Below are 20,171 nucleotides of genomic sequence, written 5' to 3' on the forward strand. Positions count from 1 at the left end.
TTGAGAAAACCACTATTAAAAAATTTCCGCGCCAACAGCGATTATTTCCACCGTGAGATGGCTAGTCGTCAAGCTTTCGCTGACCACGCTTCCTGCTCCGCCGGAAAACCAGCACAGCTGCGGCGAACCCTAGCACGATTGCGGCCGACGACATGAGAAAGGCCAGGTCGGATTTTTGATATGCCGTCGTGACCCCATACATACGAACCGCCCATTTCCATATCGGATTCGAAAAGTTCAAGGGCGCTTCGGGATTCATCATCCACCACAGCGCATTGGCAAAGATTGCGAGCAGTAAGCCGAAACCGACCGCGAGGCAGATTAGGAGCTTTTTCATCTCACCGTCACTTCACCGTACGCTTTAAGTTTCGATCCGGGAATTGAGACTTTCGGCGTATCGGAAAGTATTGAACGGATATGACGCCAGTCCGCGAGTTGATCGATAGTTATGCAGCCCTCGCTCTTCCCCAATCTTCCCTTTGGATGCAATCGAAATCGGCCACGAGCGATGCCGTCGCACAAGAGCTCATCGTCATCAATATCGCCGTCGATAGCGTGGAGCGCGAACCATTCGCTCTTGTTATTGCCATTCAGGTTAAGCCGATCTTTCCATGGTCCGATAATGCCTCCGGATCTTCGGTCGAAGATGTAATATCCGCCGACGGGAATAGCGCCATACTTCGGCGTGCACATTCCAACAGCCTTATTGATATAATTCTCCTGCCCAGAGTATGCGGGAAAGGATAGAGCGCCAATGCGAAATTCGCTCATTGGCTTATTATTCAGTTTGAATGAGCATTGAAGCATCAGTCCTCCATATCGACTGACAAGTGTGATATAAGAAAAATAGTTCAGTTATGCCGCGCGGCCATTTTAAAGGCAATTTATTTTGAGAAGGCCAATATAAAAAAATTTTCCGCACCGACAATTCCTCCCTACGCAACAGCTCGTCCACGCGTTCGCATAACCGAGCGAATGCACCCTTCTGCTGACCTGTTCGAGTCAGCGCGAACCTCACGCCCGCACCCTCGGCACACGCGGCCTGATTTTTGCTGATGTGCTCGGACGTCGCCTCGTTCGCAGGGGACGGCGCGTGTCGAAAGGTCATCACTGTCAGCGGGGTTCTCAGTGGCAGCAGCGGAAGCATCCGGAACGTCAGGCCGGCGCGTCAGGCGCGGCAGCGTCACGTTGTTACCGGCGCTGGCTATCGGTTTCGCCAACTCCGCACACGCGAACACGGTGGCGCCGCTGAACTACTTCCTGCACGCGGCTGGCCCGGCGGCTCGTCCGACGCTGTACCTCGGCTGGGTTTTCACCGCGATCGTGACGCTGGTCACGCTGATCGTCGCTGGCCTGTTGATCGGCGCGATGGTCCGCAAGCGTCCCGCGGCGCAACCGGATGCGCTGAGCGCCGAGCCCGGCGGCATCCGCTGGGTGTTCATCGGTACCGCGGTGTCGTCGGTCGTGCTGTTGGCGATGCTGGTCTATGCATTGATCACGCTCGAATCGGTGGCGTCGCCCGCGTCGTATCCGCAATTGACGATCACCGTGACCGCTTACGACTGGTGGTGGAAAGCCGATTACCGCGACGATCCGAACCCCGCCCGCAACTTCAGCACGGCGAACGAGATTCATATTCCGGTCGGTGAGCCGGTGAAGATCGAGCTCAAAAGCGCGGACGTCGTGCACGCTTTCTGGGTACCGCAACTCGCGGGCAAGACGCAGACGATTCCAGGCCAAACCAACGAGCAGTGGCTGCAGGCGGACCGTCCCGGTATTTATCGTGGGCAGTGCTCGCAGTTCTGCGGCGCGCAGCACGCGCATATGGCGTTCGAAGTGATCGCGCAGGACGCCGCGGCGTTCAACGCATGGCGCGACGCGCAGGGACGCGCGGCCACCGTGCCCACGGGCGACGCGGCCGTCGCGGCCGGCCAGCATCTGTTCGAGGAGCGCTGCGCGGGTTGCCACACGATTCGCGGCACCAAGGCGACTGGCGTGCAGGCGCCCGATCTGACCCATCTCGGTTCGCGTCGCACGATCGCGGCAGGCGCGCTCAGCAACACGCCCGACCATCTGCTCGACTGGATCGAGCACGCCCAGCGGATCAAACCCGATGCATTGATGCCCAGTATCGCGCTGACCACCAGCGAGGCCGCCGCGTTGTCGGCGTATCTCGCGACGCTGCATTGAAGCGCATCGCACTCGAGGAGCCCGTTCAATGTCCGATCATCCCGCTTCCGCTTCGCTACCCGCGCTGACCCGCACGCCGCGGCGCGGCCGTGTCGAGCCCGGCAGCGAGCAGGAAAAGCGGCTGCGCGAAATCTGGGAGTCGCGGCCCGGCTGGCGCGGCTGGTTCTCGACGGTCGATCACAAGACCATCGGCTTGCGCTACCTGGTGACCGCGTTCATCTTTCTGCTGATGGGCGGCGTCGAAGCGCTAATCATGCGCGTTCAACTGGCGCGCCCCAACGCAACGGTGCTGACGCCCGAACAGTACAACCAGCTGTTCACGATGCACGGACTGACGATGATCTTTCTATACGCGCTGCCCGTTCTGTCCGGCTTCTCGAACTATCTATGGCCGCTCGTGCTCGGCGCGCGCGACATGGCCTTTCCGCGCCTGAACGCGCTGTCGTATTGGGTGTTCCTGTTCGCCGGCATCTTCCTGTATGCGAGTTTTCCGACGGGACAGGCCCCCGACGCCGGCTGGTTCAACTACGTGCCGCTGTCCGGCCTCGAGTACAGCAACGGCCCGAATATCGACGTGTACGCGCTGGGCATGGTGCTGCTCGGCATTTCGACGACGGTCGGCGCGATGAACTTCGTCGTCACGCTGCTGAGGATGCGCGCGCCGGGCATGTCGCTCGATCGCGTGCCGGTGCTCGTGTGGGGCACGCTGACCGCGTCGGCCGGCAATCTGTTGGCGGTGCCGTCGGTGAGCCTCGCGTTTCTGATGCTGTGGATGGACCGCCGCATCGGCACGCATTTCTTCGACGTGCTCAATAGCGGGCGGCCGCTGCTCTGGCAGCACCTGTTCTGGATTTTCGCGCACCCGTGGGTCTACGTGGTCGTGTTGCCGGCCATGGGTATCGTGTCGGATGCGTTGCCGGTCTTTTGCCGCCGGCCGCTGGTCGGTTATGGGCCGGTCGCGTTGGCGACGGTCGCGACGATGGTGGTCGGCTTTGCCGTGTGGATTCACCATATGTTCGCGACCGGTATCCCCGCGCTCGCGCTGTCGTTCTTCGGCTCGGCCAGCATGGTCATCGCGGTGCCGAGCGCGGTCGCGACGTTCGCCTGGGTCGCGACGATCTGGACCGGTCGCCCCGTGTATCGCGTGCCGTTCCTGTTTTTCGCGGGCTTCGTGCTGCTGTTCGTGATCGGCGGCGTCTCCGGCGTGATGACGGCCGCGGTGCCGTTCGACTGGCAACTCACCGACACGTACTTCGTCGTCGCGCATCTGCACTACGTGCTGCTTGGCATCAACGTATTTCCGGTGATCGGCGGCATCTACTTCTGGTTTCCAAAATTCACCGGCAGGATGACGAACGAGCGTCTCGGCAAGCTCGCGTTCTGGGTGCTCTTCATCGGCTTCAACGTCGCGTTCTTTCCGATGCATATCGCGGGACTGCTCGGCATGCCGCGCCGCATGTACACGTATCCCGCCGACATGGGCTGGAACACGGTGAATCTCGTCACGTCGCTCGGTTCGTTCCTGTTTGCGGCCGGCGTGCTGCTGTTTCTGATCGATATCGCGGTGAGCCTGAGGCGCGGAAAGGTCGCCGGCAACAATCCGTGGGACGCGCCGACGCTCGAATGGTCGATCAGCTCGCCGCCGCCGCCGTACAACTTCGCGGTGGTGCCGACGCTCGCGAGCCGGCATCCGTTGTGGGAAGGCCGGATCGAAGAGCCGGGCGACGCGGTTCAAACACGCTCGCAACTCGACGAAGGCTATCTGCTCGCGCACGGTCGCGAAGCGTTGGGCACGACCGCGCTCGAGGCGAGTCCCGACGTGATCCTGAAGATGCCCGAAGATTCGTACGCGCCGTTCTGGCTCGCGGTCTTTGCCGCGCTACTGTTCGCGGGGCTCGCGTTGACCGCCTGGGTGTTCGTGGGGGCAATGCTGGCCGGCTGCGCGGTCTCGATCATCACGTGGCTGTGGCCCGAGCGCGCGCTGATCCAGCGCGAGCCGGTCGCGCTCGAGGATGCGGGAGGCTGACATGAGCGATGCACTGGATCTCAATCGCTCGTCGAGCGAACCGGACGAGACCGCACGTGCGTTGCCGGTTGGCAGCGCGGGCGAGCGATCGAGCGGCTGGTGGGGCTGCTTCACGCTGATCACGACCGAAGGCGCGCTGTTCGGCTATCTGATCTTCTCGTATCTGTATCTGGCCTCGCAAAGCCAGCAGCATTGGCCGCCGGAAGGATTGCCGAAGCTCGGGCTCGGCAGCGCCAATACGGTCATTCTGCTATCGAGCAGCGTGTTCGTCTGGTTCTGCGAGCGCTGCGTGCGTCGGCGGCGATTGCGGCTCGGTGTCGCGTCGATGGCGGTGGGCATCGTGCTGGGCTGCATCTTCTTGGGCATTCAGTTGCGCGAATGGCACAACCACCCCTATGGGCTGACCTCGCATCTCTATGGTTCGCTGTACTTCACGATTACCGGCTTTCACATGGCGCACGTACTGGTCGGGATCGTCGTGCTGACGCTGCTGGCGATCTGGACCGCGCTCGGCTATTTCGACGACAAACGCTGCGCGGCGCTGTCGGTCGGTGGGCTGTATTGGCACTTCGTCGATGTCGTCTGGCTGTTCATTTTCAGCACGCTGTATCTGACGCCGTATCTGTTCCGGGAGTGGTCATGACGACAGCGCCCAGAGACTCGCACATCTCGATGCCCTACGTGCTGATCGGTCTGCTCGCGGCGCCGTTCGCGTGGCTGTTGCAGATGATGCTCGCGGAAGCGCTCGCGGCGCAGGCCTGCTATCCGTACAACCATCCGCTCGGTGCGCCGCTCGTGTCGTGGATGCGTCCGGCGCTCGTCGCGCTCGGCACCGTGTGTCTGATCGCGGGCGCGTTCGGCACGTGGGTCGCGTGGCGCAATTTGCGCCGCGTCGCGCCACTGAAGTTCGGTGCGCTGAACGGCGAGCGCCGCACGCGTGCCGAACTCGACTGGTTTCTGACGCACGTCGCGGTGATGTGCAGCACGCTGTTTCTGTTCGCATTGATCGCAACGGATGCCGCGGTCGCGATCGTGTCGCCGTGCAGGTGGTGGTGATGAAGCGCGACGTTCTCAACGCGGTGAGGTTCGCCATCGCGGCCGCATGCCCGCTGACGATAGCAGCGACCGCAAACGCCGCCGGCGCCTCCACCGACGCCGCGCAGGTCGCGCGCGGCGCATATCTCGCCAAAGCCGCCGATTGCGCCGGTTGCCACACCGCCGCGCCGCGCGTGCCGCATCCGGGCGCGGCGCCTGAGGCCACACCGCCGTTTGCCGGCGGCCTCGGCATGGGTTCGCCGTTCGGCACGATCTATACGTCGAACATCACGCCGGATCCGCAATACGGCATCGGCCGCTATAGCTATGACGACTTCGCACGCGCGGTGCGCGAGGGCATCGCGCCCGGGAACAAGCGGCTTTATCCGGCGATGCCGTACCCGTCGTTCGCGAAGATCACCGATGACGACATGCATGCCCTCTACGCGTACTTCATGCACGGCGTGCAACCGGTCGCGGCGCCTGCCCCGCAAACGCGCTTGCCGTTTCCATTCAATCAGCGCTGGGTATTGATGTTCTGGGACTGGGCATTCGCGCCGAAAGGCCAGTTCAAAGCCGATGCGAAACGCGATGCGCAATGGAATCGCGGCGCGTATCTGGTGCAATCGCTCGGCCATTGCGGCGCCTGCCACACGCCGCGCGGACCGGCGTACGAAGAGCGCGGCTATGACGAGTCGGCATCGGCCTATCTGACGGGAGGCATCAACGATCACTGGTTCGCGCCGAACCTGAGCGCCGACCCGGGCTCGGGGCTCGGCCGCAGTTCCGCGACCGACATCGTCGAGTTCCTTCGAAACGGCCACGGCGGCGGACTCATCCCGTTCGGCAGCATGGTTCAGGTCGTCGAAGACAGCACGCAGTACCTGAACGACGACGATCTCGCGGCGATCGCCGCGTATTTGAAGAGCCTGCCGCCGCGCGCGCCAAGCGGCTATTTCAACGCCCGCTCCGCCGCCGCGCAGCAAACCGTACGGGCGCTGAAAACCGGGGATGTGGAAAGACCCGGCGCGGGCATTTACGCATCGTATTGCGCGCGCTGTCATCAGATGGATGGGGCGGGGGTGCCGAACAAGTATCCGCGCCTCGCGGGCAACCCCGCGGTGTTGTCGGCGTCGAGCGCGTCATTGGTGCGCTTGCTGGTCGAAGGCGGGGGCAGTCCGCATACCGAGTCGGGACCGGAACCGCGCAAGATGCCGTCTTTCGCCGGCAAGCTGACGGACACCGAAATGGCGCGCGTGCTCACGTTTGTTCGGACCACATGGGGAAATGCGGCCGGACCGGTCACGCGAAACGATGTGTCGAGCGTGCGCGGCGCATTGCGCAAGTAAATGCCAACGCGCCTCGTCATGAGGTGTTCTCGTTACCGTCGCAGTGGCCATTGGCGGCGCTGAACAGCGTCTTCAGCTTCGCATTGACCGCGATCAACTCCCGTACCGGCGCCGCCGCGAGTTGCTGATCGAAGAGCGTGAGAACCTGACCGAGTAGCGCGTAGGCGTCGTGATCGACCACGCAGAGGCCCGTTTCGAGTCCCGCCTGCCGGCAGCGCAGAATCGCGCCCTCCGCGTCGCGAAACAGCTCGGGTACGGCCGAACCATAGCCGCGCTGATTCAGCAGCATTGCCATGTAAATGGCCTGTGCCATGCTGCCGACGTGATATTGATTGGCGACGCCGCTGCGTAATGCCTCGAGCGTCATGTGATAGTCGAGCGAAATTTCGCCTGCTTTGGCAGGTACGATCGGGCGCAGCATAGCCTTCGGGTGCGTGCGCGGCGACTTCGCGGGTGCAGCGCGAGTAGGGCTCGCTTTTCTGGTCATAAGCTCACTGAGGCGGCCGGCTTGCGCCGGCCGCTACACCATCACGGAACCTGACAACGTCCATAACGGAAAACGGCTGCGCCGCGCGCGACGCGGCGCCGTTCCCGCTAGCCCATATGCAGACCGCCGTTCAGCGAGAAATCCGCCCCGGTCGCAAAGCCCGCTTGATCCGACGCGATCCACGCGACGATCGACGCAATCTCTTCCGGCGTGCCGAGACGCCGTACCGGAATTGTCGCGACGATTTTTTCCAGTACTTCCGGACGGATGGCCTTGACCATGTCGGTGCCGATGTAGCCCGGCGACACGGTGTTGACCGTCACGCCCTTGGTCGCCACTTCCTGCGCGAGTGACATCGTAAAGCCATGAATGCCGGCCTTGGCCGTGGAGTAGTTGGTTTGCCCGAACTGGCCTTTCTGGCCGTTGACCGACGAGATGTTGATGATGCGCCCAAAGCCTCGGCCGACCATGCCCTCGATGACCTGTTTGGTCACGTTGAACAGGCTCGTGAGATTGGTGTCGATCACCGCTTCCCAGTCTTCGAACGTCATCTTGCGGAACATGCCGTCGCGCGTGATGCCCGCGTTGTTGACGAGCACGTCGACTTCACCAACTTCTTTCCTGACCTTCTCGAACGCTTTCGCGGTGGACTCCCAATCCGCGACGTTGCCTTCCGATGCGACGAAGTTATAGCCGAGCGCTTTCTGATCTTCCAGCCATCGGGCTTTGCGCGCCGAGTTCGGGCCGCAGCCCGCGATGACGGTGTAGTTCTCTTTGTGCAAGCGCTGGCAAATGGCGGTTCCGATACCGCCCATGCCGCCGGTTACGTATGCAACACGGTTTGCCATAAGTCCTCCTTCTTGTTTGGGTGAGTTGAGCAAGTTTGATTGGAGGATGGACCTATTATTGGCAGCGGCCAATGCCTGGGACGATGGGCATTTTCACCTACGGGTTAACTGCCAAATCAGGCGTGGAATCGTTGCTTGACGGGGCAATGAATTACGTCGATTGCGGGTTGCATGCTTTGCGAACTCCGGGGTCGCTCGAGACTGCCGGCCGCCCTCCCGTCCTTGCCTGCGCGCCGTCTTCCTCTTACCCTTAGCGTTAGCCTTAAGTACCTGCCCCGGACACCGTGCGGCAGACTGCCTGCACGGTCGTCGATGCGGGGCGCGAAGCCGTCCCTCGCTCCCGCGTCTATTCGTGTGATCATCAGAGGCACATCAGGATGACTGATTATCTTGCTGACATCGATCCCGACAGGTTGAACTTCCTTGGGATCTTCGGGCTGTTGATTGGCGGCCTCGCGCTGTTTCTTCTCGGTCTGGAGTTCTTGACCGGCGGCCTGAAGGCGATCGCGGGATCGAAACTGCAGTCGCTGATCGGCGTGCTGACCGCAAGCCGGTTTCGCGGCGTGGTGGCGGGCGCCGTCGTGACCGCGCTGCTGAATTCGTCGACCATCACGACGGTGCTGCTGGTCGGTTTCGTGTCCGCCGGCCTGATGACGTTGACCCAGGCGGTGCCGATGATCATGGGCGCGAACATCGGCTCGACCGTCACCGCGCAGATCATCGCCTTCGACGTTTCGCGTCTGACGCCGTACATGCTGTCGATCGGCTTCGTGCTGCACGCGTTTGCTCCGCGCGAGCTGCTGCGGCAGATCGGACGCGTCGTAATGGGGCTAGGACTGCTGTTCATGGGCATCCAGCTGATGGGCGAGTCCACGCATCCGCTGCGCACCTATCAGCCGTTCATCGACGCGATGCAGGACATGCGCAATCCGCTCGTCGGCGTCATCGTGGGGGCGGTCTTCACCGCGGTTGTGCAAAGCTCGGCGGCGACGCTCGCGGTCGTGATTGCGTTGAGCGGCCAGGGCTTGATGCCGCTCGAAGCCGCCATCACGCTGATTCTCGGCGCGAATGTCGGCACCTGCGGCACGGCACTGCTCGCCTCGATCGGCAAGCCACCGGAAGCGTTGCAGGTCGGCGTCGTGCATCTGATCTTCAATGTGCTCGGCGTCGTGATTGCGCTCTTCCTGATTCCGCAGATGGCGGAGGTCGTGCGCTGGATATCGCCGTCGCATCCGGAACTGCAAGGGCTTGCACGCCTCGCGGCCGAGGCGCCGCGTCAGGTAGCCAATGTGCATACGCTGTTCAGCGTGGCGAACACGCTGCTGCTGATCTGGTTTGCCGGTCCGATCGCGCGGCTCGCGCAACTGGTCGTGCCGAAGCGCGCGAAGGCCGCCAAACCCGCGGGTGATCCGCAGTATCTCGACGAGACGTCGCTGGCGGTGCCGGCGCTTGCACTGCAACGCGTGCGTATCGAGCTGACCCGGCTCGGCGCGCAGGTGCTCGACGTTGTGCAACGCGGCTCGCAAATGGTGTCGACCGGCACGATGGAAGAGATCAATCAGATGCTCGATCAGGACAAGGAAAGCGACCGGCTGGCCTTCGAGATTCTTCAATATATCGGCCGCCTGTCGCAGCGGCAGCACTCGGAGGAAGAAGGTCAGCAGGTGGTCGGCTACACGCAGGTCACGAGTCATCTGGAGAGCATCAGCGGCATTGTCGGCATGACGCTGATGACGGTCGGACAACAACGAATGACGCAGCAGATCGATCTGCTGCGTCTGCGCGATGCGGCGACCACGCAGTTTACCGAGGCGGTGATCCGCAATCTCGAGCAGGCGATCCGCACGATCGAGACGCGCGATCCGGAAGAGGTCGCGAAGGTCGTCGACGCGAAGGCCGGCATCGACAAGCTCGCCGCGACCGCGCGTCAGGTCGTGCTCGCGAAGCTTCAGCTGGCGGACAAGGCGGACGTGGTCACGTTCCGGATCGCCATGGATCTGATCGAGCAGGGCCGGCAGATCGCGCAGTTTGCGCGGGCCATTGCGAAAAATGTGGCAGCGCTTCAAGAGCTGCAATAACGCGCGACGCATGATTGGAGATCGATATATTCGCGCAAAGTGATCGCCAGCACACGGACGTTGGGGTTGCACGAGCTCTAAACTTGTGGCGTGTCATCCTCGTGACACGCTTTCAAAGAGAGTGGGATTGCCCGCCTTTGCTGTGCGGGCTTTTTTCGCCTCGCGCGTGTTGTGGTATCAGTAGTCAAGGCGCGGCGGTGAAGTCGATCGTGCGACGACCCACGGTAGCTCGCACAATAAGCAACGCCTGAAGCGATTTAACACACGCCGCATCCATAATTTGATAGCCTTTGTCGCAGCAGAGCATTGAACTCAAGGAGGGCTTCACCATGATAAGGTGGCTTGCTAACTGGGCTTCACAACATGCTCCTACTCCCGAGAAACAGGCCGAACGCGCGCTGAACAACTTGCGCATGGAACTGTTTCAGGCCGAACAGCTCGTGCTCGACGCACAGCTGCGTGCCGATTACTATCGGGCTCGCCTGACCTTCCTCGAAGAAGTCACGAGAAAGGGAATCGAACAGGTATCGGACGAACGCAAGGCTCCTCTGGAGCCTCCCCAGCCGTTGCGGCCGGGACTCAAGCTCACCGCGGCGCAATAGCCGCGTCTATTCCATCGCAATGTGTTTCGTCACCCGCGTTTCGATACGTGGGCTGATGGCAATCGTGCTGTCGCGGGCGCGTGCAGTGCGCGCTCTCGGTAGTCGATTGTGCGAGCATTGATTGCCGAGCGGAGAAGTTTACGGTTGCCCGGTTTCGTGCTTCGACCGGGCAACCTGGACTGAGTCTTTGATTTTTACTGCGTGATTTTTACTGCGCGACTTCCACTGCGCTTCGCTTACTGCGAAACGCCTGCTTCGTCCTGCTTAACTTGCCAGATCGGGCGGCAGCTTGCCGCCGTTTGCCGCGAGCGCCTGCATCACCTGCTTGTGCAGCCAGATGTTCATGCTCGCGGAGTCGTTCATGTCCCCGCTGTACTTCAATTCCTGGGCAAGTTGCTTGCGGTGTTCGAGACTGCTGTCGACGCCGAGTGCCTTCATCGTGTCGACAATCGACGTACGCCAGTTCAACGTCTGTCCGCTTTCGCTGACGAGTTGATCCATCACGACGGCCACGTCGACGTCGGTCAGCGGTGCGGGCGCGGCGGGAGCGCTGGGCGTCGCGGCTTGCGCGGCGGCCGGGTCGGGGGTGGGTTCCGTCGCGGGGGGAGGTTGGTCCGGCTTCGCTTTGCCGAACAGCTTGTGCACGATGTCACCAAAAATACTCATTTCCGAAATCTCCGCGGTTGAATGACGAATGCGAGTGGGGGCGCTCGCAGGACATACCCCCAGTATGCTACGCGATCTACCACGGTGAAAAACGTAATATTTTGTCAACCCATCGACTGCTCGTATTGGTCCGCGCGCAATGATCCTGACACGACTTAGCCCGCGTCACGTCAACATGACGCTGTGCGTGGTTGATGGAAGGAGAAAAACATCATTGCGTCACGAGCCGCTGAACCAGTTGTAGCCCTGGTTCTCCCAATAGCCGCCCGGATACTGGTTCGTGATTTCGATAGCGACGACATGCTTGGGATTCTTGAAGCCGAGCTTGGTCGGCACACGCAGCCTCATCGGGAAACCATACTTCGGCGGCAGCACGTCACCGTCGTAAGTCAGCGTGAGCAGCGTCTGCGGGTGGAGCGCCGTCGGCATGTCGATGCTCGTCCAGTAGTTGTAGTCCGCGCAATGAAGCGACACGTACTTTGCACTCGTGTCCGCGCCCGCGCGGCGCAGGAATTCGGAAAAGCGCACGCCGCCCCAGCGACCGATCGCGCTCCATCCTTCGACACAGATAAGACGCGTGATCTGGCTTTCCTGCGGCAGCGCGCGCAGTTCGTCGAGCGCCCACGTACGCTTGCCGTGCGCGAGGCCGCTGACCTGCAGACGGTAGGTCGCGGCATCGATCTCGGGCACCTCGTCGACGCCATAGAACGCATTGAACGGAAACGGCCGCGTGATCATCGATGCCGGATACGTGGGCGCCAGCTTGTTCGGATCGAACAGCAGTGCCTGCACGTCGTCGTTGAAGAACGAGATGCGGCGCAGCGCGGTGTTCACTGCCTTGTCGTCGGTCAGATCGCAACCGGACAGCAGCGCGATGCCGCTTAACGTCAGCAGCCGCCGGCCGAACAGCCGGCGCGCAGGCGATTTGAGTTCGCGCTGAGCATCGCGAATGATCGATTCGCCATGCGTCGCGAGGAAGGTGCCTTGTTGCGCGGTTCGTTTTCGGATCGTCATGACTTACCGTCCGCGTAGCATCAACAGCAGCGAGCGGGGCACGAGCGCAACCATCGCGACGTGAATGACGAAAAACGCCACCAGGACGCTCATACACATGAAGTGCACCACGCGCGCATTGTCATATCCGCCCATCAGCGTGCGCAGCAGCGGGAACTGCACCGACTTCCAAATGGCGAGCCCGGACAACACGATCAGCAGGATGTCGGCGATCACGACGAGATAGGCGAGCTTTTGCACCGAGTTGTAGTGCGCGAGGTCGTCGTGTTTCAGGCGCCCGCTCAGCGCAGCGAGCAGATCGGCGACCAACTGTTTCGGCCGGACAGGCAGCAGCTTGCGTCGAAAGCGTCCGGTCGCCAGATTCAGCGCCAGATAGACGATGAAATTGGCGACCAGCAGCCACATCACTGCGAAATGCCATTGCAGCGCTCCGGCGAGCCAGCCGCCAAGCGTGATCGAAGGTGGAAACTCAATTGCGGGAAAGATCGGCGACGCGTCGTAGATCTGCCAGCCGCTCATTACCATCAGCACGACCGCGACAGCATTGATCCAGTGCGTAATTCGCACCCAACCGGGTTGAACCATGTTGTGCCTCGAGACCACTCCATGCTCGTTGACAATCATTCCGGTGCCGCGGGAGCCGTCAACGGGATGCCGTCGGCGCCGGTACGGGGGCGCAAGCAGGATCGGGCGACGAGTTACGCTGCGAGCGTCAGACTGGCATTGCGCCCGAAGCGGTAACGCGATCGATCGACGGTTATTCCGTCGTGTCTGAAATCTTTTCGTTCTTGCTGTCGACTTTCAATGACGATGCACATCGCGCAGGCAGGCCGTCCCGCCGCATGGGAAACGCAGCATACGACATTCCTGACTACGGACTGACGCTGGCTCGAAGGTTGCAGCGCGGAAGGGGTGTCGCAGCCCTCTGAGCCGGGTAGCGCACAACGGTAATTGAGTACCAGCCGGTCTCGCGAGGCCGGCTCAGCCCGAAGCGGAATGGCCATAGCACGGTCATGCCGCTTTTTTCTTTTTGTGCTCTTTTTGCGCGGGGCAAATCCGCTACCAGCGCGGCGCATCCATGTTGATCGGAAAAGCGGGGCGTCTCACTGCCGTTCTATGCGAGTTCATTCCCGCTTCATCTGTTCTGTTTATCAGGGTGTGCACCGGCAGGCGTTCGAAAAGCCCGCTTCGAAGGGCCGCGACTCTGGTTTGAACGCTTGTCCAGCGGGGCTTTGCGCGAATCGGACGGGCTTCGCCGATGCTATGCGGAACGCTGAGAATGCGGATACTCGCATCGACCCGATGGTTAACCCGCGCTTTGGCCCGCGAAGGACGAAACGTACCTTCACGCCAGTTATTTGAGTAAGCCGTGTAGGGGCCCATCGCCACGATGGTTACCGAGTCGACGTACTTTGCGAAGCTACCCGCTTCGAGCGCGCGATGAGACCAATGAAGGAGACAGGAGAGTTTTGATGACGAGTACTACCAGCGGCAACAGGATTGATATCAAGAAGTTCATCGACGAACGGTCGATTTCGCCCTACCAGTGGTTATTGGTCGTGCTGTGTTTTCTGATCGTGACCGCCGACGGCATGGACGTCGCGATCATCGGCTTCGTCGCGCCTTCCATCATTCATGACTGGGCGATTTCGCGCCCCGAATTCGGACTCGTGATGAGTGCGGCGCCGCTCGGTCTCGTGATTGGCGCATTGTTCGCGGGTCCGGCATCGGACCGCATCGGCCGCAAGTGGGTGCTGATTACGTCGGTGTTTCTGTTCGGCCTGTTCACGATCGCGACTGCGTTCGCGCAATCGCCGTTTTCGATGGCAGCATTGCGTCTGCTCAGCGGTGTCGGTCTCGGCGCCGCGATGCCGAACTCGACGACGCTGCTGTCCGAGTACGCACCGCAACGCAAGCGCGCGCTGCTGATCACCGTGATGTTCACGGGCTTCAATCTCGGCTCGGCATTGATCGGCTTCGCGGCCGGCTGGCTGATTCCGGTTCACGGCTGGCGCGCGGTGCTGATTTTCGGCGGCGCACTGCCGCTCGTGCTGATCCCGTTCCAGATCTGGCTGCTGCCTGAGTCGGCCCGTCTGCTCGCGGTGCGCGGCGCGCCCGCGCAGCGTATCGGCAAGGTGCTTGGCCGTGTGTGCGGCGTGCATTTCGCGGGCAATGAAGTGTTCGTGTCGAACGAACCGCCGCTGCCCACGCGCAAGCCGATCGGCGTGCTGTTCTCGCAAGGCTATGGCTCGATGACGATCGCGCTGTGGGTGACGTATTTCATGGGCCTGCTCGTGATCTATCTGCTGACCGGCTGGCTGCCGACGCTGATGAAGGATGCGGGTCTGTCGGTCACGACCGCGGCCAACGTCACGGCGATGTTCCAGATCGGCGGCACGATCGGCGCGATCCTCGTCGGCTGGCTCATGGACAAGGCGCGTCCGGCGCCGGTCATCAGCGCCGCGTATATCGGCGGCGCACTGTGCGTGCTCGGGCTCGGCTACATCGGCGCGCTGTCTTCGTCGCTTGCATTGCTGGTGTTTGCCGCGGGCTTCTGCATGAGCGGCGCGCAAACCGGTCTGAACGCATTTGCACCCGGCCGCTACCCGACCGTTGCGCGTGCGACTGGTGTGAGCTGGATGCTCGGCATGGGCCGCTTCGGCAGTATCTTCGGCTCGGCGATCGGCGGCGCACTGCTCGGCTTCGGCTGGCAGTTCGGCGCGATCCTGGCGATGCTCGCGATCCCCGCCACACTCGCCGCTTTCGCCATCCTGGTGAGCCAGCGTGTGGGCGGCGCCGAAACGGTGGCGCAGCCGAATATCGCGCATTGAGGCGTGAGGCAACACGGCGCGCGTGCGTTTCGCGGGCGCCGCTGGATAAATTCATCTACTGAGGAATCACGGTGATCATCGACATTCACGGACACTACACCACCGCGCCGAAAGCGTTGGAGACGTGGCGTAACCGCCAGATCGCAGGCATCAAGAGTCCTTCCGGGATGCCGAAGGGGTCGGAATTGCAGATCAGCGACGACGAGCTGCGCGAGTCGATCGAAAACAACCAGTTGAAACTGATGCGCGAGCGCGGCCTCGATCTGACGATCTTCAGTCCGCGCGCGAGCTTCATGGCGCACCACATCGGCGACTTCGAAATCTCGAGCACGTGGGCCGCGATCTGCAACGAACTGTGCTATCGCGTGAGCCGGCTGTTTGCCGAGAACTTCGTGCCGGCCGCGATGCTGCCGCAAAGTCCGGGTGTCGATCCGGCCACCTGTATTCCTGAACTCGTCAAATGCGTCGAGCAGTACGGCAATGTCGCGATCAACCTGAATCCCGATCCGTCGGGGGGCCACTGGACCAGCCCGCCGTTGTCGGACCGTTCCTGGTACCCGATCTACGAGAAGATGGTCGAGTACGACATTCCCGCGATGATTCACGTGAGCACGAGTTGCAACGCGTGCTTCCACACCACCGGGTCGCACTACCTGAATGCGGATACCACCGCGTTCATGCAATGCCTGACCTCGGACCTGTTTCGCGATTTCCCGACGCTGCGTTTCGTGATTCCGCACGGCGGCGGTGCGGTGCCTTATCACTGGGGTCGTTTCCGCGGCCTCGCGCAGGAACTGAAAAAGCCCTTGCTGAAAGACCATCTGCTGAACAACGTGTTCTTCGACACCTGTGTCTATCATCAGCCGGGTATCGACCTGCTCACGCGCGTGATTCCCGTGGACAACATCCTGTTCGCGAGCGAAATGATCGGCGCGGTGCGCGGCGTCGATCCGCAAACCGGTCACTATTTCGACGACACGAAGCGCTACGTCGAAGCCGCGGATATGAATCCGGAGCAGCGCTACAAGATCTACGAAGGTAACGCGCGGCGCGTCTATCCGCGTCTCGGCGCCTTGCTGAAAACGAAGGGGCTGTGATCATGGATGAAATCGGAGTCGTCTATCGCAATATCCAGCGCGCGGATGCGGAGGTGGCAGCGAAACTCGGCGCGCTCGGTTCGGCCACCGTGCATGAAGCGATGGGCCGCGCGGGACTGCTCCAACCGTATATGCGCCCGATCTATACCGGCGCGCGCGCGAGCGGCACGGCCGTCACGGTGCTGCTGCAACCGGGCGATAACTGGATGCTGCACGTCGCGGCCGAACAGATCCGGCCGGGCGACGTCGTCGTCGCGGGCGTCACCGCACAGAGCACAGACGGTTACTTCGGCGATCTGCTGGCCACGAGCTTCAAGGCGCGCGGCGCGCATGCGTTGATCATCGACGCCGGCGTGCGCGACGTCAGCGTGCTGACCGAAATGAACTTCCCGGTCTGGAGCAAGGCGATTTCCGCGAAAGGCACGGTCAAGGCGACGCTCGGCTCGGTGAACATTCCGGTCGTGTGGCGCGGGTGCGTTAGTCACACCGGGCGACGTCGTCGTTGCCGATGAGGACGGCGTGGTCGTGGTGCCGGCGGCCGCCGCGCAAGCCGTACTCGACAAGGCTGCGGCGCGCGAGGCCAATGAAGCCGGGAAGCGCGCGAAACTCGCCGCTGGGGTGCTCGGTCTCGACATGTACAACATGCGCGGGCCGCTCGAGCAGGCCGGACTGCGCTACAAGGACTGACAGGCGTGGTCGCAATGATCAACGATCAAGCCACGCGCGCGCCGATCACCGGCATTTCGTCGATGGCCACGCGCCAGGTGCTGGCCGGGCTCGCCCCGTTCTACGAGCGGCGCACGGGGCAAGGCGTCGTCATCGAATCGGTCGGCGGCGTCGATGCGGCGCGCCGGGTCGAGGATGGCGAAGTCTTCGACATCGTCGTGCTTGCCGCCGACGCGATCGAGCGGCTCGTGGTGACGGGTTGCGTCGAGGCGGCGAGCCGCGTCGGGCTCGCGCGCTCGGGCATCGCGGTCGCGGTCGCGGCCGGAGAAACGCACCCGGACATCGCGTCCGAAGCAGCGCTGCGCGACGCGATTCTCGGTGCGCGCAGCATCGGTTACTCGACGGGGCCGAGCGGCACGCATCTACTGAAGCTGTTCGAACGCTGGGGCATTGCCGGGCAGATCGCTTCGCGTATCGTGAAGGCGCCGCCGGGTGTGCCGGTCGGCACGCTCGTCGCGCGCGGAGAAGTCGCGCTCGGCTTTCAGCAGATGAGCGAATTGATTCACGTGGCGGGCATCGACGTGCTCGGCGAGCTTCCGGCCGCCGCCCAGTCCACCACGACTTTCACCGCCGCGATCTGCACGGTGGCGCGCCAGCGTGAAGCAGCCCAGGCGTTGCTGGCGTTTCTGGCCTCGCGCGAGGCCGACGGCGCAAAGCTGCAAAACGGCATGTCGCCGGCTTGATGGCGGGCGGCGCTCGCCGCCCAGGCTTGTGTCCTTGCCTTTTCCGCCTCCATCTCTTTGCGCGAGCGCATGCTCGGCTTCGAAACGCTGAAAGCGCCGACCGGCACGCCCGATCGGATGGAGGAGGCAAAACGCTACGAATGAAAGCGGATTCAAGCCAGCAGCTTGCCCCACTCGTAATCGATACTGTCCGGCGTGAAGGGCAGCACCCCCGCGCCGGGCGTAAATGTAAGTTCGCCGAAATAAACGAGGTCGTCCGGCGCATACAGGTCGACGCGCACATAGTCGAAGTCTTCGCACAGACGGGCCGCGACATCGAGCACGGCCTGTAGATGCGGCGGGCGCGGAGCGGGCAACGCGCTGCGCTTGTAGTCGCCGATTGCGATATCGAGGTGATTCCAGTCGGCGTCGTACACGTCGCCGTGCGTCGCGTTGCCGAATCGATCCGAGATCACGAGGATATAGATGATCGGCCCGCCAGGACGGCCGCCAAAGCAGTGCATTTTGAAATCCGCCGGAATCTGGCCGCGCCGATCGAGCAGCAACTGCTCGAAGAAAACGCGCGGCTCGATCGTCCGATAGTGCCGCTCGCGCCCAACGTAATAGAATTCGGTGCGCAACCATTGGTCGGCGAGCTTCTTCAGCTTCTCGAACGAGGTCTCTGATTTGTTTCTCACCACTTCGACGTAGCTGCTGCCGTGATTGGCTTTCATTACGAAAGCATCCGGCAGTGCGTCGAACACTTCGGGCGTGAATGCATCGGGCACTGCGATCAGCGGTATCAAATGCTTGTCGCCGATTTTTCGGGCAATATATTCCCGCACCAGAAGCTTGTCGGTCAGGTCGATATAGCGCGGATCAGGATGAAGATTGCGCTGCAGGATCTTCTCATTGAACGTCACCGGACGAATCAGGTTCGGATAGCGGCCAATGCATTTGTGATGTAACAGGCTTAGGAAAAGGGCGTCCGGCAATAGCGTTTTCGCCGCTTCCTTGATTTTTCTCGCGGTAGATGGCGATTGCCCGTGCGCCGCATGCGCACCGGTGTGCAAGCCCGGCTGCCCGCAGGGCGCGGCCAGAGCACTGTCGCCGGAGCGTAAGGAGGCCATGTTTTTCGGCGCGACGGCCGCATCCTGCGCGGCCAGTTCGGCGGATTTGATGATCGTCATGTTCTAATCCCTTTGCGGTCGAGTCGACGAGTCGTCCTCGGAGTAACGGGAATTGAAATCAAAGTGTCAGCGGCGCTTGCCGCAACATCTCGGTCGCGGCACTCCAGCTTTCCTCCGGCGTCAGCCAGCGTTCCTCCGCATCCACATGCTGTTGCGCGCGGAATTGCGTCGGCGACATGCCATAGCGCTCCTTGAATAGCCGCCCAAGCCGATTACCGTCGCCCATTCCGCAGCGGCGCGCAATCTTGTCGACCGGCAGATCGGTGTTCTTCAGCATCGAGCGAACGATCTCGAAGCGTGTGCGCAGCAGATATTCGAGCGGCGTCATGCCGAACTCGCATTTGAAGCGGCGCTGGAAATTGCGCTTGCTCATCGCCACCGATTCGGCCGCCTGCGCAACCGAAATAGCCTTGCTGTAGTTTTCCTTGATCCAGCGCGCCGATTCGCGAATCTTCTCCGTCGTCGTCGTGATGTTGACGTCGTCGAACTCGGAGCGGCTTTTCTCGGCGTAGCCGGTTTGCAGGATGCGGCCTATCTTGCGGGCAGTGTCGGTATTGATGTCGCGTTCGATCTGCGCGAGCGCGAGATCGGTCGGCGTCACATTGCTTTGCGTGCGCGCGGCGTCACCGCTGTCGTCGAACAGAAAAATCGGCACGATCGATTGCAGCGGGTCGTTGCAGACGACCGCGAGATTCGCACCCTGTTGCATGCCGAAAGATGCAATCGATCCTTGCAGCGAGATCCACGACAGAAAGCGGTCGTTGGATTCCGCGACTTCGGTGACGTCGCGGCAGGCCACGAAGAGCGCGTGGAAATCAGCGAGGCAGTAGCGTTCGAGGCCTTGCGTCCAGATCGATATGCCGGACGAACTGGTCACCAGACCGCCGCCGTCGGATACCACGGTAAACCGGTATGGCGCCTCTTCGCCAGCCGTTCTCTTGAACTCATTGGCAAGCCGGAACGCGTCGCCGATCGCGCCGGTACTTGCCATCGAACAATCCTGAAAGACGAATAGACCAATGTGCTTCATCACGCGAGCTTCTCCAGTCAGGAAAATCTACGCATTGAGATTAGCGCATCGATTTGGGCGAGACGAGCTTGGCCGGCATGCGTGGGTGTTTTGGCGTAATCGTCAGGATTCAAGAAATTCTTACCTCGCTATTCGCAGAAATGCGTGCTACTAATTAACGTTGCACGGAATTTTTTTCCCGATCAATTAGCGCGATTCTTGCAAGCGAAATGCTGGGGCATCGGCGGAATGCGCCGAGTGGCTTGGATTCGGCGCGATTTGCGGGATAACAAGGGCATTCCTGACACTTGAGCCGTGCAATTGGCGTTCTGTCGCGATGTACGATGCCTGTCGTATTACT

Annotated in this window: 19 protein-coding genes and 1 pseudogene; 11 read left to right on the top strand and 9 right to left on the bottom strand. The window is 61.9% G+C overall.

The genetic code is table 11. From position 1 onward, the window contains the following. Nucleotides 1–61 precede the first annotated feature (61 nt). Both OKW30_RS26650 and OKW30_RS26655 read right to left on the bottom strand, forming a co-directional pair. On the bottom strand, nt 62–337 hold the full coding sequence (locus tag OKW30_RS26650; RefSeq protein ID WP_184064801.1) for a hypothetical protein: 276 nt from the start codon (nt 335–337) through the stop codon (nt 62–64). Beyond that, entirely contained in the window at nt 334–771 is a 438-nt protein-coding gene (locus tag OKW30_RS26655; RefSeq protein ID WP_429348068.1) for a DUF2778 domain-containing protein, read from the bottom strand. The genes OKW30_RS26650 and OKW30_RS26655 overlap by 4 nt, the downstream gene beginning before the upstream one ends. Nucleotides 772–1,128: 357 nt before the next feature. Here OKW30_RS26655 and coxB point away from each other — a divergent pair, with 357 nt between their 5' ends. From coxB to OKW30_RS26680, 5 genes are read left to right on the top strand one after another with little or no spacing between them, the layout of a single operon-like run. Next, nucleotides 1,129–2,190, top strand: a complete 1,062-nt coding sequence (coxB, locus tag OKW30_RS26660; RefSeq protein WP_429348069.1) for a cytochrome c oxidase subunit II — start codon at nt 1,129–1,131, stop codon at nt 2,188–2,190. Nucleotides 2,191–2,218: 28 nt separating this feature from the next. Then, nucleotides 2,219–4,216, top strand: a complete 1,998-nt coding sequence (ctaD, locus tag OKW30_RS26665; RefSeq protein WP_429348070.1) for a cytochrome c oxidase subunit I — start codon at nt 2,219–2,221, stop codon at nt 4,214–4,216. Nucleotide 4,217: 1 nt separating this feature from the next. Then, complete coding sequence (locus tag OKW30_RS26670; protein ID WP_090810416.1) at nt 4,218–4,859, top strand: cytochrome c oxidase subunit 3; 642 nt, start codon at nt 4,218–4,220, stop codon at nt 4,857–4,859. After that, nucleotides 4,856–5,272, top strand: a complete 417-nt coding sequence (locus OKW30_RS26675; protein WP_184064815.1) for a hypothetical protein — start codon at nt 4,856–4,858, stop codon at nt 5,270–5,272. Before OKW30_RS26670 ends, OKW30_RS26675 begins: the two co-directional genes overlap by 4 nt. Next, nucleotides 5,272–6,600, top strand: a complete 1,329-nt coding sequence (locus OKW30_RS26680; protein ID WP_429348071.1) for a c-type cytochrome — start codon at nt 5,272–5,274, stop codon at nt 6,598–6,600. Before OKW30_RS26675 ends, OKW30_RS26680 begins: the two co-directional genes overlap by 1 nt. 16 nt (nt 6,601–6,616) lie before the next feature. On the opposite strand, the gene OKW30_RS26685 is transcribed toward OKW30_RS26680, so the two are convergent. Together OKW30_RS26685 and OKW30_RS26690 are read right to left on the bottom strand one after the other, a co-directional pair. Further along, on the bottom strand, nt 6,617–7,021 hold the full coding sequence (locus OKW30_RS26685) for a Fis family transcriptional regulator (RefSeq protein WP_429348072.1): 405 nt from the start codon (nt 7,019–7,021) through the stop codon (nt 6,617–6,619). 173 nt (nt 7,022–7,194) lie between these two features. Beyond that, the gene (locus OKW30_RS26690; RefSeq protein WP_090809155.1) at nt 7,195–7,935 is read right to left on the bottom strand and encodes a 3-ketoacyl-ACP reductase; all 741 of its coding nucleotides are present in this window, start codon (nt 7,933–7,935) and stop codon (nt 7,195–7,197) included. Between the two features lie 377 nt (nt 7,936–8,312). Between OKW30_RS26690 and OKW30_RS26695 the strand changes: the two genes are divergently transcribed. After that, the gene (locus OKW30_RS26695) at nt 8,313–10,013 is read left to right on the top strand and encodes a Na/Pi cotransporter family protein (protein WP_184064825.1); all 1,701 of its coding nucleotides are present in this window, start codon (nt 8,313–8,315) and stop codon (nt 10,011–10,013) included. 329 nt (nt 10,014–10,342) lie between these two features. Next, the gene (locus tag OKW30_RS26700) at nt 10,343–10,615 is read left to right on the top strand and encodes a hypothetical protein (RefSeq protein ID WP_013091148.1); all 273 of its coding nucleotides are present in this window, start codon (nt 10,343–10,345) and stop codon (nt 10,613–10,615) included. Nucleotides 10,616–10,879: 264 nt separating this feature from the next. On the opposite strand, the gene OKW30_RS26705 is transcribed toward OKW30_RS26700, so the two are convergent. The 3 genes from OKW30_RS26705 to OKW30_RS26715 all read right to left on the bottom strand — a co-directional run bounded on the left by OKW30_RS26705 (nt 10,880) and on the right by OKW30_RS26715 (nt 12,880). Next, nucleotides 10,880–11,281: a DUF3597 domain-containing protein gene (locus tag OKW30_RS26705; protein ID WP_429348073.1), complete on the bottom strand. Its 402-nt coding sequence runs from the start codon at nt 11,279–11,281 to the stop codon at nt 10,880–10,882. A gap of 219 nt (nt 11,282–11,500) precedes the next feature. Continuing rightward, the gene (locus OKW30_RS26710) at nt 11,501–12,295 is read right to left on the bottom strand and encodes a molybdopterin-dependent oxidoreductase (protein WP_429348074.1); all 795 of its coding nucleotides are present in this window, start codon (nt 12,293–12,295) and stop codon (nt 11,501–11,503) included. Between the two features lie 3 nt (nt 12,296–12,298). Continuing rightward, a complete protein-coding gene (locus tag OKW30_RS26715) occupies nt 12,299–12,880 on the bottom strand; it encodes a cytochrome b/b6 domain-containing protein (RefSeq protein WP_187619723.1) in 582 nt (193 codons plus the stop codon). Nucleotides 12,881–13,767: 887 nt separating this feature from the next. On the opposite strand from OKW30_RS26715, the gene OKW30_RS26720 reads away from it, so the two are divergent. The 4 genes and pseudogenes from OKW30_RS26720 (at nt 13,768) to OKW30_RS26735 (ending at nt 17,632) form a co-directional block, all read left to right on the top strand. After that, nucleotides 13,768–15,126: an MFS transporter gene (locus tag OKW30_RS26720; protein WP_429348075.1), complete on the top strand. Its 1,359-nt coding sequence runs from the start codon at nt 13,768–13,770 to the stop codon at nt 15,124–15,126. Nucleotides 15,127–15,197: 71 nt separating this feature from the next. After that, the gene (locus tag OKW30_RS26725) at nt 15,198–16,223 is read left to right on the top strand and encodes an amidohydrolase family protein (RefSeq protein WP_429348076.1); all 1,026 of its coding nucleotides are present in this window, start codon (nt 15,198–15,200) and stop codon (nt 16,221–16,223) included. Nucleotides 16,224–16,225: 2 nt separating this feature from the next. Next, nucleotides 16,226–16,910, top strand: a pseudogene (gene ligK, locus OKW30_RS26730) (4-carboxy-4-hydroxy-2-oxoadipate aldolase/oxaloacetate decarboxylase). Nucleotides 16,911–16,924: 14 nt separating this feature from the next. Beyond that, on the top strand, nt 16,925–17,632 hold the full coding sequence (locus OKW30_RS26735; protein WP_429348077.1) for a substrate-binding domain-containing protein: 708 nt from the start codon (nt 16,925–16,927) through the stop codon (nt 17,630–17,632). 152 nt (nt 17,633–17,784) lie between these two features. Here the strand turns inward: OKW30_RS26735 and OKW30_RS26740 are convergent, their stop codons facing one another. After that, nucleotides 17,785–18,801 (bottom strand): ATP-grasp fold amidoligase family protein, encoded by a 1,017-nt coding sequence (locus tag OKW30_RS26740; protein ID WP_429348078.1) that lies wholly within the window; start codon nt 18,799–18,801, stop codon nt 17,785–17,787. A gap of 58 nt (nt 18,802–18,859) precedes the next feature. Beyond that, nucleotides 18,860–19,792: a GlxA family transcriptional regulator gene (locus OKW30_RS26745; RefSeq protein ID WP_184064849.1), complete on the bottom strand. Its 933-nt coding sequence runs from the start codon at nt 19,790–19,792 to the stop codon at nt 18,860–18,862. Nucleotides 19,793–20,171 lie beyond the last annotated feature (379 nt).

The organism is Paraburkholderia sp. Clong3 (assembly GCF_050436485.1).
Lineage (GTDB): Bacteria > Pseudomonadota > Gammaproteobacteria > Burkholderiales > Burkholderiaceae > Paraburkholderia > Paraburkholderia tuberum.

What these genes read in the sequence shown, in the direction of transcription:
- OKW30_RS26700 (WP_013091148.1), top strand. Translation starts at nt 10,343, where the DNA reads ATGATAAGGTGGCTTGCTAACTGGGCTTCACAACATGCTCCTACTCCC.
- OKW30_RS26650 (WP_184064801.1), bottom strand. Translation starts at nt 337, where the DNA reads ATGAAAAAGCTCCTAATCTGCCTCGCGGTCGGTTTCGGCTTACTGCTC.
- ctaD (WP_429348070.1), top strand. Translation starts at nt 2,219, where the DNA reads ATGTCCGATCATCCCGCTTCCGCTTCGCTACCCGCGCTGACCCGCACG.
- OKW30_RS26655 (WP_429348068.1), bottom strand. Translation starts at nt 771, where the DNA reads ATGAGCGAATTTCGCATTGGCGCTCTATCCTTTCCCGCATACTCTGGG.
- OKW30_RS26690 (WP_090809155.1), bottom strand. Translation starts at nt 7,935, where the DNA reads ATGGCAAACCGTGTTGCATACGTAACCGGCGGCATGGGCGGTATCGGA.
- OKW30_RS26670 (WP_090810416.1), top strand. Translation starts at nt 4,218, where the DNA reads ATGAGCGATGCACTGGATCTCAATCGCTCGTCGAGCGAACCGGACGAG.
- OKW30_RS26715 (WP_187619723.1), bottom strand. Translation starts at nt 12,880, where the DNA reads ATGGTTCAACCCGGTTGGGTGCGAATTACGCACTGGATCAATGCTGTC.
- OKW30_RS26735 (WP_429348077.1), top strand. Translation starts at nt 16,925, where the DNA reads ATGATCAACGATCAAGCCACGCGCGCGCCGATCACCGGCATTTCGTCG.
- OKW30_RS26740 (WP_429348078.1), bottom strand. Translation starts at nt 18,801, where the DNA reads ATGACGATCATCAAATCCGCCGAACTGGCCGCGCAGGATGCGGCCGTC.
- OKW30_RS26745 (WP_184064849.1), bottom strand. Translation starts at nt 19,792, where the DNA reads ATGGCAAGTACCGGCGCGATCGGCGACGCGTTCCGGCTTGCCAATGAG.
- OKW30_RS26720 (WP_429348075.1), top strand. Translation starts at nt 13,768, where the DNA reads ATGACGAGTACTACCAGCGGCAACAGGATTGATATCAAGAAGTTCATC.
- OKW30_RS26710 (WP_429348074.1), bottom strand. Translation starts at nt 12,295, where the DNA reads ATGACGATCCGAAAACGAACCGCGCAACAAGGCACCTTCCTCGCGACG.
- OKW30_RS26675 (WP_184064815.1), top strand. Translation starts at nt 4,856, where the DNA reads ATGACGACAGCGCCCAGAGACTCGCACATCTCGATGCCCTACGTGCTG.
- OKW30_RS26695 (WP_184064825.1), top strand. Translation starts at nt 8,313, where the DNA reads ATGACTGATTATCTTGCTGACATCGATCCCGACAGGTTGAACTTCCTT.
- OKW30_RS26705 (WP_429348073.1), bottom strand. Translation starts at nt 11,281, where the DNA reads ATGAGTATTTTTGGTGACATCGTGCACAAGCTGTTCGGCAAAGCGAAG.
- OKW30_RS26685 (WP_429348072.1), bottom strand. Translation starts at nt 7,021, where the DNA reads ATGCTGCGCCCGATCGTACCTGCCAAAGCAGGCGAAATTTCGCTCGAC.
- OKW30_RS26680 (WP_429348071.1), top strand. Translation starts at nt 5,272, where the DNA reads ATGAAGCGCGACGTTCTCAACGCGGTGAGGTTCGCCATCGCGGCCGCA.